The following is a 16,239-nucleotide window of genomic DNA, read 5'->3' as shown; positions in this document are numbered from 1 at the left end:
GGTATTACAGCTGGATGGTGACGTTACTGCGTGGGATGCAGCAACATAGCAGAATTTCGCCGTCATTCAGCCAAGCCATCGGATCACTGGAGTAATGCACTTCGCCACTGATCAAGCGGGCACGACAGCTGCCACAATAACCTTCCCGGCATTGGAAATGGACATCAATCTGTTGGGCTTCAAGTGATTCCAGCAGATTGCTGGCGTATTGAAAACGGGCTTGGCGGCCATCACTGAGGGCAACGGCAAAGACCGGCGGTGCCATGCCTTCCAATTCCAGCTGTGGCGTTTGCTCCGGGTGTTCCGGGTCGCTTTCAGGCAGGTACAACTCGGCCTGTTGCTCGCGGCTGTCGGGTTCGGCTACCGGTGCTTCGAGTTCGAATGGGAGTTGCTGTTCAATATTGCCATCAAGCGCAAAGTTGTCTTCTGCTGACGCAGGTTGCGGCTGGCTGGCGGGAGCGCCAGAGGCATGCCTCTGGCGTAGATCTGTACGACTCATCAAAGATCGAAGTCGCCGAGGTCGTTGGTATCTACTTCACTGTCGAGGGCACCAACCAGATAGGAACTGATTTCAGATTCCTGCGGGGCAACCTGGACGTTGTCGCTGTTGAGCCAGGAATTGATCCAGGGCAGCGGGTTGGAGCGGGCGTCAAAGATACGGTCAAATCCCAGGGCTGCAATACGCTGGTTGGTGATGTATTCAACGTACTGGCACAGAATGTCCTTGTTCAGACCAATCATGGAGCCGTCCTTGAACAGGTATTCGGCCCATTCTTTTTCCTGTTGCGCTGCTTCGGCAAAAATACGAATCACATCGGGCTTGCACTCTTCGGCGATGTTGGCAAAGGCAGGATCATCCTGGCCACGGGCAATAATCTGCAGCATATGCTGGGTACCGGTGAGGTGCAGCGCTTCATCACGGGCAATCAGTTTGATGATTTTGGCATTACCTTCCATCTTGGCACGTTCGGCAAAAGCAAATGAACAGGCGAAGCTGACGTAAAAGCGGATGGCTTCCAGCACGTTGACGGAAACCAGCGTCAGATACAGGCGACGCTTGAGTTCGTGCATGTTGACCTCAACGATTTGGCCGTTGATGGTGTGACTGCCTTCGCCCAGTTGCTGGTAGTAGTTACTCAGCTCAATAAAACTGTCGTAGTAGCGGGTGACAGAAATGGCGCGGCGGGTGATGTGCTCATTACGGGTGATGTCGTCAAAAATAGCAGCCGGGTTGGGGACGATATTACGGACGATATGGGTGTAGGAGCGGCTGTGAATGGTTTCGCTGAACGACCAGGTTTCGATCCAGGTTTCCAGCTCCGGCAGTGATACCACGGGCAAAAAAGCCACGTTGGGGGAGCGCCCCTGAACCGAGTCCAGCAAGGTCTGATATTTCAGGTTGCTGATGAAAATATGTTTTTCGTGTTCCGGCAGGTCGAGAAAATCCTTGCGATCGTTGGTCAGATCCACTTCTTCTGGACGCCAGAAAAACGACAGTTGTTTTTCGATCAGGTTTTCAAAAATCTTGTGTTTTTGTTGGTCGTAGCGGGCAACGTTGACATGTTCGCCAAAAAACATGGGCTGTGAGAAGGTGTCAAATTCGTTGCGGTTGAAGGTGGTGTAGGCCATAGCCAGTATCGTCTCGCCTGGCCGTATACGGCCGTTGTCATTCTTCGGGTTGGGATGACCCGCATGCCGATCCCTGCACGGCGGGCTACTGCCGCTACCATCAATCGGTGATCGATTGTAGCGGCCTTGTACATGGGTAGAAAGTGTATCGGCAGAAAGTACGACAGCGTCGTACTAGATTTTGCAGGCTCCGCCAGCGCAGTCGTCGTCTTCCTGGATCGCGTCTTTCTGAGGATCTTCCATACCGTCACGGGTGTTGTGATAGTACAGGGTTTTGACGCCAAATTTATAGGCCATCAGTAGATCGCGCATCAGTTGTTGCATGGGAACCTTGTTACCGCTGAAGCGTGCCGGGTCATAGTTGGTGTTGGCGGAAATCGATTGGTCGACAAATTTCTGCATGATACCAACCAATTGCAGGTAGCCCTGGTTGCTGGGAATTTGCCACAGCAGTTCGTAGGCTCCTTTCAGGGTTTCGTACTCAGGCACAACCTGTTTGAGAATACCATCCTTGCTCTGTTTGACACTGATATAGCCTCGTGGTGGCTCGATGCCGTTCGTCGCGTTGCTGATCTGGGAGGAGGTCTCCGAGGGCATCAGGGCGGTGAGGGTCGAGTTACGCAAGCCATGTTCCTTGATATCAGCACGCAGTGCTTCCCAGTCGTAGTGCAGCGGCTCGTCACAGAAGGTATCAATATCCTTCTTATAGCTGTCGATTGGCAGGATACCCTGGGCATAGGTGGTGTCTTCAAACAGCGGGCAGGCACCTTGCTCTTGCGCCAGTTTGACGGAAGCGCGCAGCAGCCAGTACTGAATGGCTTCAAAGGTTTTGTGAGTCAGGCCATTGGCGGAGCCGTCGGAATAACGGACACCGTTTTTTGCCAGATAGTAGGCATAGTTGATGACGCCGACACCCAGGGTACGACGCCCCAGGCTGCCTCTTTCGGCGGCGGGCACCGGATAATCCTGGTAGCTGAGCAGGCTGTCGAGGGCTCGAACAACCAGATCAGACAGTTCTTCCAGTTCATCCAGGTTTTTCAGTATACCGAGGTTAAAAGCCGCCAGCGTGCAAAGGGCGATTTCGCCGTTTTCGTCGTTGACGTCCATTAACGGTTTGGTCGGCAGGGCAATTTCCAGACAGAGGTTGGACTGACGTACCGGTGCTTTTTTCGGATTAAACGGACTGTGGGTGTTGCAGTGGTCAACGTTCTGGATGTAAATGCGGCCAGTACTGGCGCGCTCCTGCAGCATGCTGGAGAACAGGTCGACGGCCTTGATGGTTTTCTTGCGAATGCTGTCGTCTTGCTCGTACTTGTTGTACAGCTGCTCGAAGCGTTCCTGATCTTCAAAGAAGGCATCGTACAGGCCGGGAGCATCTGATGGTGAGAACAGGGTGATGTTGCCATTTTTGATCAGGCGTTCGTACATCAGTTTGTTAATCTGCACACCGTAGTCGATATGACGTACCCGGTTTTCTTCTACCCCCCGGTTGTTCTTCAATACCAGCAGGGATTCGACTTCGTAATGCCAGATCGGGTAGAACAGGGTGGCTGCACCACCACGAACGCCACCCTGGGAGCAGGATTTAACGGCCGTCTGGAAGTGTTTGTAAAACGGGATACAACCGGTGTGGAAGGCTTCGCCACCGCGGATCGGGCTGCCCAGGGCACGGATGCGACCACCGTTAATGCCGATACCGGCACGCTGGGATACGTATTTTATGATGGCGCTGGCGGTGGCATTGATGGAATCGAGGCTGTCACCGGCTTCAATCAGCACGCATGAACTGAATTGGCGTGTGGGGGTTCGTACACCAGCCATAATGGGGGTTGGTAACGACAACTTGAAGGTCGAAACGGCATCGTAGAAACGTTTGATGAAGTCGAGTCGACGATCCTTCTCGTAGCCGCTGAACAGGCAGGCGGCAATCAGCAAGTACAGGAACTGGGCACTTTCAAATACCTCACCAGTAACGCGATTCTGCACCAGGTATTTGCCTTCCAGCTGCTTGACGGCAGCATAGCTGAAATTGAGGTCTCGACTGTGGTCGAGGAATGTCTCCATTTCGGCATAGTCAGCTTCGCTGTAGTCTTCCAGCAGGTGGCTGTCGTAGCGTTTTTTGTCGACCAGTTTACGTACATGATCCAGTAATGCCGGTGGTTCATACTGACCAAAAGCTTTTTTGCGCAAGTGAAAAATATTCAGTCGTGCAGCCAGGTACTGATAGTCCGGTGCTTGATCGGAAATCAGATCCGCAGCTGCCTTGATCAGGGTCTCGTGTATTTCAGAGGTCTGAATGCCATCGAAAAATTGCAGATGGGCACGAAGCTCAACTTCGGATACGGAGACGTTATTCAGTCCCTCCGCAGCCCAGGTGACGACCTTGTGAATCTTATCGAGATCCAGCGGTTCCTGACGACCGTCGCGTTTACTGACTTTGAGAGCGCTATTCATGTTAATTGTGCCTGTACTCGAAGGTATTCTGATCACGTCCATGCTTGAAAGTCACCAACCTTTGCCAGTTGTCGTTACTCATCTGATCCTGTCTAACCGGATGCAAGCAAGTATGGGTCAAAGGTGGGAATCCTGATGTGTGCTTGTTTCAATATTAGCCATGAATGTTTGCAATTAGCCCGGTTTTCCGGGTTGCAGCTGATTTTTGGCTTGTTCGTGTTGAACGTACATTGTGTGCCTGATATTAGCATCAAGCTGGCCTGAGGAATGGGGCGATTGAAGGTGCATGGTAATACAGCGTGTTCCACAGGTCTGGTTGGAAACGGCACAAGATAATGGGCCTTGGCGGGGGATTCAACCCCATATGTTGTGTGGCCACTTGCCAAAACGGACAACGGCGGTATGTCAAGATGTGGATAAGGTGTGTATGAGATGTGGGTGAATGTCAGGGCCTTGCTTCTCGGCTACAGCGGATCTGGCTGAAGGCCGCATTGTGGCTGGTATGTTGCTGGATGATGGTTAAAATGCCGTTGCCATGAGTGCTCAGGTAAGTTTTTGTGCATTTGTGGAGGCTTCAGTCTATGGTTAGAACAACAACTTCTGTCACAGGATTCAGAAGTGAATAAAAAGTAAACAGTCGTCTGATTGTGTCCGGCCGGGTTACCTGGATAACTGCCTGCCAATCGGATTTGGGATGAACAACGCGTTTTCGAGCATAACCCTGGTGCTGGAGAGCTGATTGGATGGCAAACGTAGAAATGGCACATGACTCGGATGAAAACTGGCGCATCCTGATTGTTGAAGATGACGAACGACTGGCTGCCCTGACCAAGGATTATCTGGAAAGTAATGGTCTGAGTGTGGCTATCGAAGGTGATGGTGCCCGGGCGATTGACCGGATCAAGACGGAACAGCCGGATCTGGTGGTGCTTGATTTGATGCTGCCGGGTGAAGATGGCCTGGCCGTTTGTCGGCTGGTACGCCCTCATTACCGTGGGCCGATTCTGATGCTGACAGCCCGAACCGAGGATCTGGATCAGGTGCTGGGTCTGGAAATGGGGGCTGATGATTACGTCGCCAAACCGGTACGGCCACGAGTGTTACTGGCCAGAATCCGGGCCTTGTTACGCCGGGTTCGTGATGTGGTGGAGGTGGTCAGTGAAGAGTCCAACCAGGAAAATCGTCTGACGTTCGGTAATCTGGTGGTTGACAGCGCCATGCGGGAAGCCTGGCTTGAAGGGCGCAGCATTGATTTGACCAGTGCCGAGTTCGATCTGCTCTGGCTGTTGTGTAACAGTGCCGGGCGAGTGTTGACACGAGAGGAAATTTTCCATCAGTTACGCGGCATCGAATACGATGGTCAGGATCGTTCGATTGACGTAAGAGTATCTCGTATTCGTCCCAAGGTGGGTGATGATCCGATGAATCCCCGTCGAATCAAAACGGTGCGCAGTAAGGGGTATCTGTTTGTGAAGGAGCTGTAATGGGGTTGCCATTGCTGGCAATGGCGTCCCTGCGGCAACCTATTCGACACGCGTGCGGTATCGTCTCGAAGCGGTGCAGATTCAGAAATAAACTGGATAATCAGGGTTCACAGTACTGTGAGCGGTTGGCAGGTTATCGATGAGTGGCATTTTCCTGCGGGTGTATGGCGCGCTGATACTGGCTATTGTCGGCATTACTGTTTTCTGTTTTCTGTCGCTGAATCTTATTCATCATATTCGTTACCATGAATACTGGGAGCGGGATCTTGGCCGTGCGCTGCAGGTCTTGAATGCTGGCGAGTCTGGGATACGTTTTCGCCAGACGCTGGAGCAGGCCTGGATTGATCAGTCTGATCTGGCGCAGATGAACAGTCATCAACGTTATCGTTTGTCTCAAGGCCAGGTTGTCGTCTCCCTTGATAATTCCAGTCTGCGGCTTAGTTTGCTGGAGGATGTCGAGAGTCGTGCTGCAGAGGACTTGTTCGATGTTGATGCCACCCCCCTCACTGTCTCAAACAGTGTTGCTACCTTCCATTTTAATGCCAACGCAGAACTGGCCTGGTCACAGTTTACCGAGCTGGTTCGACATCATTTTCTGGTGTCGGGAATGGATGGCGACGTCTATGCGGAATGGTTGGCCGTGCAGCTGGCTGTTCCGGTACGGCTTACCATCATGCGTATCGCACCGATATATCCCGTCGCTACCCGGCTGGTCGATGTGCCATTGGGGGATTATCACCATTTACTGATTGGCCCGTTCACGGCTCCCCATGAGACGCCTTATCACGTCTGGGTTGTCCTCGGCTTGATTGCTGTTTTAGTGTTTGCGCTGGTGGTCTTCTGGTTGGTTACGACGATGGAATCCGGTTTGCGAGATCTGGATCAGGTGACTGGCCGCCTGGCACAGGGGCATCTGTCTGCGCGTATCGCGGTGACCGGCATGGATCCGGTCAATCGTCTGGGTAACTCTTTTAACAAGATGGCGGAACATATTCAGCGCTTGATCGGGATTCAGCGGGAGATGTTGCATGCGGTATCCCATGAGTTGAGGACGCCGGTTGCCCGGTTGCGGTTTGGCTTGCAAATCATTGAAGATGAAGTTGAAGACCCGCATCTGAAAAACCAGATACGGGGAATGGATGCGGATATTCAGGAGCTGGATCAGCTGATTGATGAAATCCTGACTTATGCCCGCCTGGAAGAGGGCGGGCCCTTGCTCGAATTCCAGGAAGTGGAGTTGACCGATATCGCTCGCCAAGTGGCGGCAGAAGCCCGGCCCTCGGGGCAGATAGAGGTGCGCTTTCTGGAAAGTGAACGATTGCACGATAGTTTGGCAGAGGTAGAGCCAAGGTATATCCATCGGGCGGTACAGAATCTGGTTGGTAATGCCTGTCGTTATGCCAGCTCCCGTGTTCAGGTGAGTTGCAGCGTGGCGGTGGATACCTGTCGGATTGATGTGGAGGACGATGGCCCTGGTATTCCAGAAGAGCAGTGGTCGAGGGTGTTTGTTGCATTTGCTCGCCTGGATGACAGTCGTACTCGCAGCTCTGGTGGTTATGGTTTGGGGTTGTCAATTGTCCGACGTATTGCTTATTGGCACGGTGGACGCGCCATTGTGGGTCGCAGTGAGCAACTGGGGGGAGCCAGGTTCAGTCTGGTCTGGCCGCGTTACCATATAGACTAGCAAGCTGGCGTTACTGGCTCCGCTGTTGTTATTTGATTGTTATTTTAACGTGCGTATAGGCTCAATACCTTGCAGGCGTTCAAAGCAGGTATCGATAGAAAGACTCAGGAAGTCCTTGATGTAACTGTCGTCTTGCTGATCAGCCCGGATTGCAGCATACAGGGTTGGCCAGATGCCTTCCCCCAACGGCAAGGCGCTGATCAGTTTAGCATCCAGATACGGCTGTAATGCCCAGTTCGGCAAGCAGGCAACACCGCGTCCGCTGGCGACCAGCTGAATCATCATAAGTGTCAGTTCGGTCTGGCGATTGGCACTCGGTTCTATCCCCGCAGGCAGCAGAAAGTGTTGATAAATATCCAGGCGTTTCCGTTCAACCGGGTAGTGAATCAGGGTTTCTGACGCCAGATCGGTGGCTGAGGCTTGGGCCTGACTTGCCAAGGGGTGCTGATTGGAGACCGCCAGCAGTGATTGATAGCGGAATAGCGGACGATAGTGGATACGGCTGTCAGGCTCCGGGTCGGAGGTAATGACAAGGTCAATGTCTCCTCGGGTAAGCGCGGGTAAGGGATCAAAATGGAAGCTGGTGGTCAGGTCTATTTCCACATCTGGCCAGTGATCTCGAAAACGGTTAATCGCTGGCATCAGCCATTCAAAGCAGCTATGGCATTCAATGACCATGTGCAAGCGACCGGTTTCGCCACCCGCCAGTTTTTTTAAGGCCAGTTCACACTGACGTAACTGGGGTAGTATCTGATCAGCCATCTGCAGCATTTCCAGTCCGGCACGAGTGAAACGTAACGGCTTGGATTTACGCACAAAAAGTCTGACTCCCAGCTTGTCTTCCAGATCCTTGAGCTGGTGGGACAGCGCCGACTGTGTCAGGCACAGCCGTTTGGCGGCCTCGACAAGAGTGCCGCCATCACGTAGCGCTATGAGTGTTCTGAGATGTTTGATTTCCAGCATAGTTTTGAATTTTATTCATTTTATCAAGTAATAGCATGATATTAACTCAAGTAGAATTCTGGAAGCACGGAATGATTTTTCCTGCGCTACAGAATTGGGCGATAGAGTAATGTACCCCGGACGGTTGCAATACCGCTGCTTGGGCTTGGTCGGGGTTTGTAGCCGCCGTACGTTGGTCGGATCAAGCCGTATTCGGACAGACAATTTTTGCTTTGGTAATTGGCTTGTATGCCGGTAGCTGATTCTGGTGGTTACGTGAAATACTTGGTTTTGACTTTGGCAGTATTCTGTTCACTTGATCCATCTGCCAGTCGTTGGGTATGTCATTATTGAGGTGGAATACGGTGTTCTATCCGGTGTTGGTGACCCAAGTGTTGGTCATGCCGTCTGCTGAATGGCTCTGACTGACCCGGACAATCTCTTCTGCAGGTACTTCTGCCGGTGATTGACAACAACATGGCATCAGCTTTTTTTTGCGTCAGTTTTCTTGCAGGATAAGGATTTATCAGGTGAATCATTTATATCGGGATATCTATCGACGTCATGCATTGGCACTGGTTGGTGCCTTGTTGTTTACGCTGTTGTATGGCTTTGGGGGGACGTTGTTCGGGGACACTGCTTGGATGATAGAGCTGGCCATAGCGTTCTGGTGTGGGCTGATTTTAATCAGTTACTGGTTCTGGAGTGGACGTAGCCTGAGTTACCGAGATTCCGGCCTGACATTACCCTATCTGGTGTGGTCGATCATGTTTGTCACCTTGGCGATTGTGATCGTCCCGTCGGTGCATCAGATGATGATGATGGCTTATTTGGCGATGCTTCCTTTTGGCATTCTGGGGCTGGGATGGCGTGCGCTGATGGGAATTTGCTTGCTGATTGTCGGTTGTTATTCAGGGGCTGTGCTGACGCTGCAATATAGCGCTACCGGGCCATTTGAATCGGTACGTGAACTGTTGTTGGGGATAGCCTTTACCTTGGCGGTGATGTCGTTCGGGATAGTGGGGCGTGAATTTGTATTATTGCGGGATGCTTTAGGCCGCAAGAACCGTGAGTTGCGCTTGGCGCTCGCCAGAATTGAAGAGCTGTCGACTCGGGATGAAACGACGGGGCTGATCAATCGCCGTCACTTTGTTAAAACGCTGATGGACAAGCGTGCCATGTCCCGCCGGGATGGCAGTCCGTTTGTGGTTGCGCTGGTTGAAATCGATCATTTTGACGAAGTTTGCACTGAATTTGGTGAGTTCCGGGTTGAACAGATGTTGGCAGATGTGGCCCAACTGATGCTTGTGATCGTACGTGAGGTGGATGAGGTGGCCTGTTTCGGCAGGGATGAGTTTGCCTTGATGTTGTCTGGAGCCCAGTTAATTGCGGGTGAGCAGGTGGTTGAGCGGATTCGCAAACGAATTGCTGAACAGCCAATGGCAGAGGGTATGATTTCGGTAACCATTTCTGCCGGGGTTGTTCAGTACCAGCCGTCGGAATCGGTGGATGCCTTGTTACATCGCACCGATGCTCTGGTTGTCGAGGCCCGGAAGCAAGGCCGCAACCAAGTCGTCTCGCAGGGATTAACCGCGTTTGACTGACGCTATTTCTGTGTCTGATTGAGCAGGAATTCTATCAGGGCTTTTTGTGCATGCAGGCGGTTTTCAGCCTCGTCCCAGACCACGGCACGCGGGTCGTCCATCAGCGTAGTGCTGATCTCTTCACCTCGGTGAGCAGGCAGGCAATGCATAAACAGTACGTCGTCGGCTGCTTGATCCAGCAGGGCTTCAGTCACCTGATAATGTCTGAATTTACGCAGCCGTTCTGCTTGTTCTTCTTCCTGGCCCATGGAGGCCCAGACATCGGTAACAATCAGATGTGAGTTTCTGACTGCTTCTTCCGGTGATGCCATCAGGGTGACCTGGTCAGCACAACTGGCCAGTAACTCAGCGTTGGGTTCAAATCCTGCCGGTACAGCGATGTTGAGGTGGAAGCCGAACTGAACCGCTGCGTTCATGTAGGACTGACACATATTGTTGCCATCGCCGATCCAGGTGACAGTTTTGCCTTTGATAGAGCCTCGGTGTTCGATAAAGGTCTGCATGTCGGCCAGCAGCTGACACGGATGGTAATCATCCGTTAAAGCGTTGATAACCGGTACTGCTGAGTGTTTGGCGAACAGCTCAATATCGGCATGATCAAAGGTGCGAATCATGATGATATCAACCATACGAGACAGTACCCGTGCACTGTCTTCGATGGGCTCACCGCGGCCCAGTTGGGTATCTCGTGGCGACAGAAAAATAGCGGCACCACCGAGTTGTGTCATGCCGGCTTCAAAGGACACTCGTGTACGAGTGGAGGATTTTTCAAAAATCATCCCCAATACCTGGTTTTTGAAGGGTTCATAGACGTCATGGCGATGTTGCATGGCCTTGAGTTCTATCGCCCGTTGTAATACCTGGCTCAGCTCCTCTGAAGTCAGATCCATCAGCGTTAAAAAATGTCTCACAGCAGTTCCTTCGTTGTATCGATCAATCTAGCGAATCAATCAGGTTGCACACGATGTCGATGATCTTGTCGGCATCATCCTTATGGAGGTTCAATGCTGGCAATAGTCGGATGACGTTGCCTGCAGTGACATTCAGCAGGATGCCGTATTCCAGACCTCTGGCCATCAGCTCGGGGCAATCCCGATCCATCACCAGTCCCATCATCAGGCCTCGACCGCGAATATCAATAAGATGAGGGTTGTTTTGCAGGCGTTGGCGGAACCCGGTGGCCAGGTATTCACCCATTTCCCGTGCGTTGGCACAGAGATTGTCAGCTTCAATGGTTTCTACTACCGACAGGGCAACGGCGCTGCAAAGCGGATTGCCGCCATAGGTGCTGCCATGGCTGCCAGGCTGCAGTACTTCGGCCGCCGCACCGCGAGCCAGACAGGCACCGATCGGAATTCCATTGCCCAGACCTTTGGCGGTTGTGACGACGTCGGGCACAAAACCAAGTTGTTGGTATGAAAAATAGCTGCCTGTACGCCCGTTACCGGTTTGGACTTCATCGACCATCATCAACCATTTGTGCTGGTCGCAGAGTGCCCGGACTCCTTGCAGATATTCGAGGCTGGCGGTTGCCAGACCGCCTTCTCCTTGCACGGTTTCGAGCATCACCGCCACGACATTACTGGCATTGACGCCAGCGACTTTGGTCAGGGTATCCAGATCATTGTACGGGACACGGATAAAACCACTTAATAGCGGGCCAAAACCTTCTTGCGCCTTGGCATTACCAGTGGCTGTCAAGGTCGCCAGCGTTCGACCGTGAAATGCTTTGCTCATCACGATAATGACAGGTTCATGAATACCGTGCTGATGACCGTATTTACGGGCAATCTTGATGGCTGCTTCGTTGGCTTCTGCACCAGAATTGGAGAAGAACACATTGCTCATGCCGGAAATACGCACCAGCGCATCAGCCAGTGCCTGTTGTCGCTCGATACCGTAGAGGTTGGACGTGTGTATCAGGCGGCCAGCTTGTTCAGTCAGTGTTTTGCTGATAGCCGGGTGGGCATGACCTAGTCCGCATACGGCAATACCGCACAAGGCATCCAGGTAGGTCTTTCCATCGGTATCTGTCAGCCAACTCCCTTTACCTGAGGTAAAAGTAACGGGCAGGCGGCCATAGGTGTTCATGATCGCAGTCATACAGGACGGGTTCCTCAAAACGCAAAAAGGCAGCCTTGGCTGCCCGGTAAGTTATCGACTATACGAAAGCCTTTGTCTGAAGTAAACGGTTTTTGATGGACATAATGGCTAGCATATTAATCGGAATGCGGCGGGGTTCTGCATTGATAAAAATGATGAATGACCAGAGCTCGGCTGATGTCAGCGGCTGGAATGGATCATGCCTGATCATGCTATTGATGCCATTTGTTGATGCAGCATTTTATATGCTGAAGATAAAATTAATTTGTTGGTCGCGTACTGCGTTCCTGCCTACAGTCTCCTCCAGATACGCCTTTTAGAGCCATATCTATCAAATTACGGCGCTGAAATTACGGCGTTAGAAATCGACTCACAATGTTCATTATGGCACCGATGAACTGCGCTTTTGTTGATTGTTCGCCTTGTTTTTTCATCGTTTGCTGCGTTTTTAGATGGCCCCTACAGTCTACGCTGGGAGTACGCTTGTTTGAAAAAACACACGCCGATAATATGCCGCATGCATGCTGGCGGTTGTTCTATACGCTATGTATTAGTAGGAATGTTGACTTGTTTCAGTGTGGCTGTATCAGCGTTTGGCGTTGATGATGACAGCGAGGCTAATAGTGCGGAAGAAACAGCGTCTTTGGAGGGCGTGGAGGCAAGCACTGATACTGCTGATCGTCGTGCACTTGCCAGTGATTCTGAGACGGGCAGTGACGTTGATTATCGTCGTCAAATTCAGGCTGAATGTCGCGAGCAGATCGTGACTCTGGAACTGGTTGGTAAGGAACAGGCAGATTACTTACGCCTGTGTCTGAGTCAATATGGTTTGTGAGCCGAGGCCGCCACTAGTCTGGGGCCTCTGGCTGCAGCCGGTTAGCCTTGTCCGCGGGTACGGGTGTGATTAATCCGGGCATTTTTTTCGATAAACAGCATGATTTTGCTGGCAACATCAATGCCGGTAGCCTCTTCAATTCCTTGAATACCCGGTGAGGAGTTGACTTCCATAACGACAGGGCCGTGGTTCGACCGTAAAATATCGACACCTGCCACATTTAATCCCATGGTACGGGCAGCGCGAACAGCTGTTGCACGTTCGTCAGGGGTGATCTTGATCAGGCTGGCTGAGCCGCCGCGATGAAGATTGGAGCGAAATTCACCTTCGGCTGCCTGGCGTTTCATGGCCGCTACGACCCTGTCGCCAACTACAAAACAGCGGATGTCTGCACCGCCAGCTTCCTTGATAAATTCTTGTACCATGATATTGGCTTTCAGCCCCATAAAGGCTTCGATGACGCTTTCTGCGGCTTTGCGGGTTTCTGCCAGTACAACACCAATGCCCTGAGTACCTTCCAATAGCTTGATGACCAGTGGTGCGCCACCAACCATTGAAATCAGATCTGGAATATCATCCGGGCTGTGAGCGAATCCCGTCACTGGCAGGCCAATGCCTTTGCGTGACATTAACTGCATGGATCTGAGTTTGTCTCTTGAGCGGCTGATGGCGACGGATTCATTCAGCGGATACACGCCCATCATTTCAAACTGGCGCAGCACGGCGGTGCCATAGAATGTAATGGATGCACCAATACGCGGTATTACAGCGTCATAGTCCTTGAGCTCGTTACCCTGATAATGGATCGACGGCTCTACGCTATTGATATTCATATAGCAGTGCAGAGTATCGAATACGGTCACTTCGTGACCTCGCTGCTCCCCAGCTTCTACCAGGCGTCGTGTCGAGTAGAGTTTTGGATTGCGCGAAAGAATCGCGATTTTCATGGTGTTTATTTGCTCAAATAGGTGTGTTCAACGTCAACGACGAAGCGGCCGCTAATGGCTTCTCTGCCCAGGAGCATTGGATACTTCATGCTGCCTCTGTGGGTAAGGCTGAGTTCGATAGGCCATTGCTGGCCCGCGATATTAACCTGTGTACTGATAACATAGCGATAGCTGCGTGAGCCGTTTGAGCTGGCAATGCGTCTGCGGGCCAGTACCTGCGCTTCACACATTTGGTCAATGCGCATTTTTTCACGACTGAACAACACATGAAAGCGCACCCAATCCTGGTCGTCACGCTGGAAGACATTGATATGTTCCGCATGCAGACTGCTGGAGCATGCGCCCGTGTCGACCTTGGCGTGACATTGAATACCAAAGTCAGGAAGAGACAGGACTTCAAGGTAGCCCAGTGCTGGCTTAGTCATCAGTGTCGATGGTTTCATTGACGCCGTCAGTTACTGCGGCAGAGGATGCAGTAAAGTACACTTGTTTACGGCGTAACGCTGACAGGTATAAACACCAGGATTTCTCAATATCGGTAATGGCTGTCTCCGTTCCATGACAGACCGCAACAAAATGTGTTTCGGCATCGTCGATTGGCTCCTGAGTGCCTTCGTGCAGAGCCTTTAAGGCTGTGCCGAGGGTTTCAAGAATATTCGCCTGGGCGCGGGTAAAGTCACCGGAACGATGAAAACCACGCGGAAAGTTGCGATCATCAAAGTATTTTTTAGGGCTGGCAAAACTCATGACTTGGTTCCCCTGTGGACGACATCTATCGTGCTGGCTGGACGCCAATGCTGTTTCGGCGGAGTATGGTCAGGGCACTTTGTGCGGTAAAACAAAAAATACTTATCGTAACGAACATATAAATTGGTCAAATGGATACTGAACTGCTTAAAACTTTTATGGAAGTCTCCCGTACCCGTCACTTTGGTCGGGCGGCAGAAAATCTTTATTTGACCCAGTCTGCGGTCAGTTTTCGTGTGCGTCAGCTGGAAGGGTTGCTGGGTGTCGAGTTGTTTTCGCGGCAGCGCAACAATATTCAGTTAACGACGGCTGGTGAAAAACTGATGCCTCTGGCGGAAAGTACGGTGCGTCTTGAACAGAAAATACGCCAGGAAGTCGCTGCGGAGGAGGGCCAAAGCCAGCAAATGGCTGTGGGTGCCACTCCCAACCTCTGGGACGGTTTTTTGCAACAGCAGATGGCGGGGTTGCTGGATCGGGTTGATGGCTTGTCGCTGACTGCCGTTGCTCATAGTAGCGGTAATCTGATTCGCCAGATCCTGGAGCGCACTCTGGATCTGGCATTTCTGTTTGATGCTCCGAAAGTGGATGAACTGACGACATTGGAAGTGGCGCATTTGCCCCTGTATCTGTGTTCGTCAGTGTCGGATGTGACGATCAGCGAAGCGCTTGACCATAGATACGTGCTGGTGGATTGGGGAACGGCCTTTCAAGCGCAGCATAATCGACAGCTGAAATTGACGAGTACGCCAGCGTTGCAAACCAATACCGGGAGGATTGCACTTGACTGTATCTTGTCGAGAGGCGGTGCAGCCTACCTTCCTTGGGGATTGATTGCCGGGGCTCTTGATCAGCAAAAGTTGTTTCTTGTCCAGGATGCTCCGGTCATTCCAAGAACCGTTTATGCCAGCTTTCACTCAAACGGTGGCAGCGAACATTTGATCGATACAGTGATCCGACAAATTGCTGCAGCTGAAACCAATACGCATCCTCTGGTTCACCATTTGGATGATGGAATAGGAACAGAGTCCTGATGATAAATGCCAAAGCGATGGTTTTTACCCAATACGGCGATCCGGACGTGCTGACGTTACGCTCGATAGCGCTAGCTGAGCCTGACAAAGGGGAGTTGCTGCTCAAGGTATTGGCGGCTGGCTTCAATCCACTCGATACCAAAGTACGCTCCGGGCTGGCACCGGTGGCAACCGAGTCCGGTACCATTGGCTGTGATTTGTGTGGAGAGGTCGTTGCCATTGGAGAGGGTGTGGATGCGTTTGCTGTTGGTGACCGCGTCTACGGCATGACTGGTGGTGTACGGGGAACCATGGGCACGGTGTGTGAGTATGTGCTCGCTGATGCCCGATTGGTGGCCCCGGCGCCTGCTAACCTGACAAACGAAGCAACGGCTTGCTTGCCAGTGGTGTCTTTGACTGCGATGGAGGTGCTGCAACGCTTGCGCCCTCAGCCCAAAAGTCGGCTGCTTATTCTGGGCGGGCTTGGCGGTGTTGGCCGGATGGTGCTGCAACTGGCATTACACCGTGGCATAAAGGTAACAGCAACAGCGGGTAGCTCAGAACGTTTAGAGACATTGCGAAAGATGGGGGTCGAAGCGCTGGCTCACCATGAAGTGGCAAATCTTGTCGCCGCAGGAAGGAGTTTTGACTTTGTTGTTGATACCTGTGGTGGAGAAAGTCTGGGTTCTGCATTGAATGCCGTTGCTGCATGGGGAGAAGTGGCCACTATTAATGCTCGTGGTGCTCATGATTTGTCAATGGCCCATGCCAAATCCCTGACGTTGCATGCCGTGTTCAAG

Annotated in this window: 15 protein-coding genes (1 of these 15 running past the window's edge); 6 read left to right on the top strand and 9 right to left on the bottom strand. The window is 52.0% G+C overall.

Features of this window, described 5'->3' with window-relative positions; all coding sequences use genetic code 11:
• Window positions 1-4: 4 nt before the first annotated feature.
• From yfaE to nrdA, 3 genes are all read right to left on the bottom strand, one after another.
• A complete protein-coding gene (yfaE, locus tag SOJ49_RS12895; RefSeq protein WP_369854907.1) occupies window positions 5-499 on the bottom strand; it encodes a class I ribonucleotide reductase maintenance protein YfaE in 495 nt (164 codons plus the stop codon).
• On the bottom strand, window positions 499-1,629 hold the full coding sequence (nrdB, locus tag SOJ49_RS12890; protein WP_369854906.1) for a class Ia ribonucleoside-diphosphate reductase subunit beta: 1,131 nt from the start codon (window positions 1,627-1,629) through the stop codon (window positions 499-501). Before nrdB ends, yfaE begins: the two co-directional genes overlap by 1 nt.
• A 174-nt stretch (window positions 1,630-1,803) precedes the next feature.
• Window positions 1,804-4,083: a class 1a ribonucleoside-diphosphate reductase subunit alpha gene (gene nrdA, locus SOJ49_RS12885; protein WP_369854905.1), complete on the bottom strand. Its 2,280-nt coding sequence runs from the start codon at window positions 4,081-4,083 to the stop codon at window positions 1,804-1,806.
• A gap of 743 nt (window positions 4,084-4,826) precedes the next feature.
• On the opposite strand from nrdA, the gene SOJ49_RS12880 reads away from it, so the two are divergent.
• Both SOJ49_RS12880 and SOJ49_RS12875 read left to right on the top strand, forming a co-directional pair.
• On the top strand, window positions 4,827-5,567 hold the full coding sequence (locus tag SOJ49_RS12880; RefSeq protein ID WP_369854904.1) for a response regulator: 741 nt from the start codon (window positions 4,827-4,829) through the stop codon (window positions 5,565-5,567).
• 139 nt (window positions 5,568-5,706) lie between these two features.
• On the top strand, window positions 5,707-7,251 hold the full coding sequence (locus SOJ49_RS12875) for an ATP-binding protein (RefSeq protein ID WP_369854903.1): 1,545 nt from the start codon (window positions 5,707-5,709) through the stop codon (window positions 7,249-7,251).
• Between the two features lie 39 nt (window positions 7,252-7,290).
• Here SOJ49_RS12875 and SOJ49_RS12870 read toward each other — a convergent pair whose 3' ends face one another.
• A complete protein-coding gene (locus SOJ49_RS12870) occupies window positions 7,291-8,214 on the bottom strand; it encodes a LysR family transcriptional regulator (protein WP_369854902.1) in 924 nt (307 codons plus the stop codon).
• 509 nt (window positions 8,215-8,723) lie between these two features.
• Between SOJ49_RS12870 and SOJ49_RS12865 the strand changes: the two genes are divergently transcribed.
• A complete protein-coding gene (locus SOJ49_RS12865) occupies window positions 8,724-9,797 on the top strand; it encodes a GGDEF domain-containing protein (protein WP_369854901.1) in 1,074 nt (357 codons plus the stop codon).
• 2 nt (window positions 9,798-9,799) lie between these two features.
• Here the strand turns inward: SOJ49_RS12865 and argF are convergent, their stop codons facing one another.
• The gene (argF, locus tag SOJ49_RS12860; RefSeq protein WP_369858065.1) at window positions 9,800-10,687 is read right to left on the bottom strand and encodes an ornithine carbamoyltransferase; all 888 of its coding nucleotides are present in this window, start codon (window positions 10,685-10,687) and stop codon (window positions 9,800-9,802) included.
• A 43-nt stretch (window positions 10,688-10,730) separates the two neighbouring features.
• Window positions 10,731-11,900 carry an aspartate aminotransferase family protein gene (locus tag SOJ49_RS12855; protein ID WP_369854900.1) on the bottom strand — a complete coding sequence of 390 codons (1,170 nt, stop codon included), beginning with the start codon at window positions 11,898-11,900 and terminating at the stop codon, window positions 10,731-10,733.
• 406 nt (window positions 11,901-12,306) lie between these two features.
• Here SOJ49_RS12855 and SOJ49_RS12850 point away from each other — a divergent pair, with 406 nt between their 5' ends.
• A complete protein-coding gene (locus SOJ49_RS12850) occupies window positions 12,307-12,735 on the top strand; it encodes a hypothetical protein (RefSeq protein WP_369854899.1) in 429 nt (142 codons plus the stop codon).
• A gap of 41 nt (window positions 12,736-12,776) precedes the next feature.
• On the opposite strand, the gene rimK is transcribed toward SOJ49_RS12850, so the two are convergent.
• The 3 genes from rimK to maoP are packed head-to-tail and all read right to left on the bottom strand — an operon-like array spanning window position 12,777 to window position 14,429.
• On the bottom strand, window positions 12,777-13,682 hold the full coding sequence (gene rimK, locus SOJ49_RS12845; protein ID WP_369854898.1) for a 30S ribosomal protein S6--L-glutamate ligase: 906 nt from the start codon (window positions 13,680-13,682) through the stop codon (window positions 12,777-12,779).
• Between the two features lie 5 nt (window positions 13,683-13,687).
• Window positions 13,688-14,107 (bottom strand): ATP-dependent zinc protease, encoded by a 420-nt coding sequence (locus SOJ49_RS12840; protein WP_369854897.1) that lies wholly within the window; start codon window positions 14,105-14,107, stop codon window positions 13,688-13,690.
• Window positions 14,100-14,429, bottom strand: coding sequence for a DUF413 domain-containing protein (gene maoP / locus SOJ49_RS12835; protein WP_369854896.1), 330 nt, complete (start codon window positions 14,427-14,429; stop codon window positions 14,100-14,102). Before maoP ends, SOJ49_RS12840 begins: the two co-directional genes overlap by 8 nt.
• Window positions 14,430-14,560: 131 nt before the next feature.
• On the opposite strand from maoP, the gene SOJ49_RS12830 reads away from it, so the two are divergent.
• Together SOJ49_RS12830 and SOJ49_RS12825 are read left to right on the top strand one after the other, a co-directional pair.
• On the top strand, window positions 14,561-15,460 hold the full coding sequence (locus tag SOJ49_RS12830; RefSeq protein WP_369854895.1) for a LysR family transcriptional regulator: 900 nt from the start codon (window positions 14,561-14,563) through the stop codon (window positions 15,458-15,460).
• Window positions 15,460-16,239 carry the 5' portion of a zinc-binding dehydrogenase gene (locus SOJ49_RS12825; protein ID WP_369854894.1) on the top strand. 192 nt of this gene lie beyond the right edge of the window, so only the first 780 of its 972 coding nucleotides appear in the window; the start codon lies at window positions 15,460-15,462; the stop codon falls past the right edge of the window. Before SOJ49_RS12830 ends, SOJ49_RS12825 begins: the two co-directional genes overlap by 1 nt.

It is taken from the genome of Candidatus Thalassolituus haligoni (assembly GCF_041222825.1).
Lineage (GTDB): Bacteria > Pseudomonadota > Gammaproteobacteria > Pseudomonadales > Oceanobacteraceae > Oceanobacter > Oceanobacter antarcticus.
Note: the sequence above shows the minus strand (reverse complement) of the source record. Positions and strands in the feature narration are given on the sequence as shown.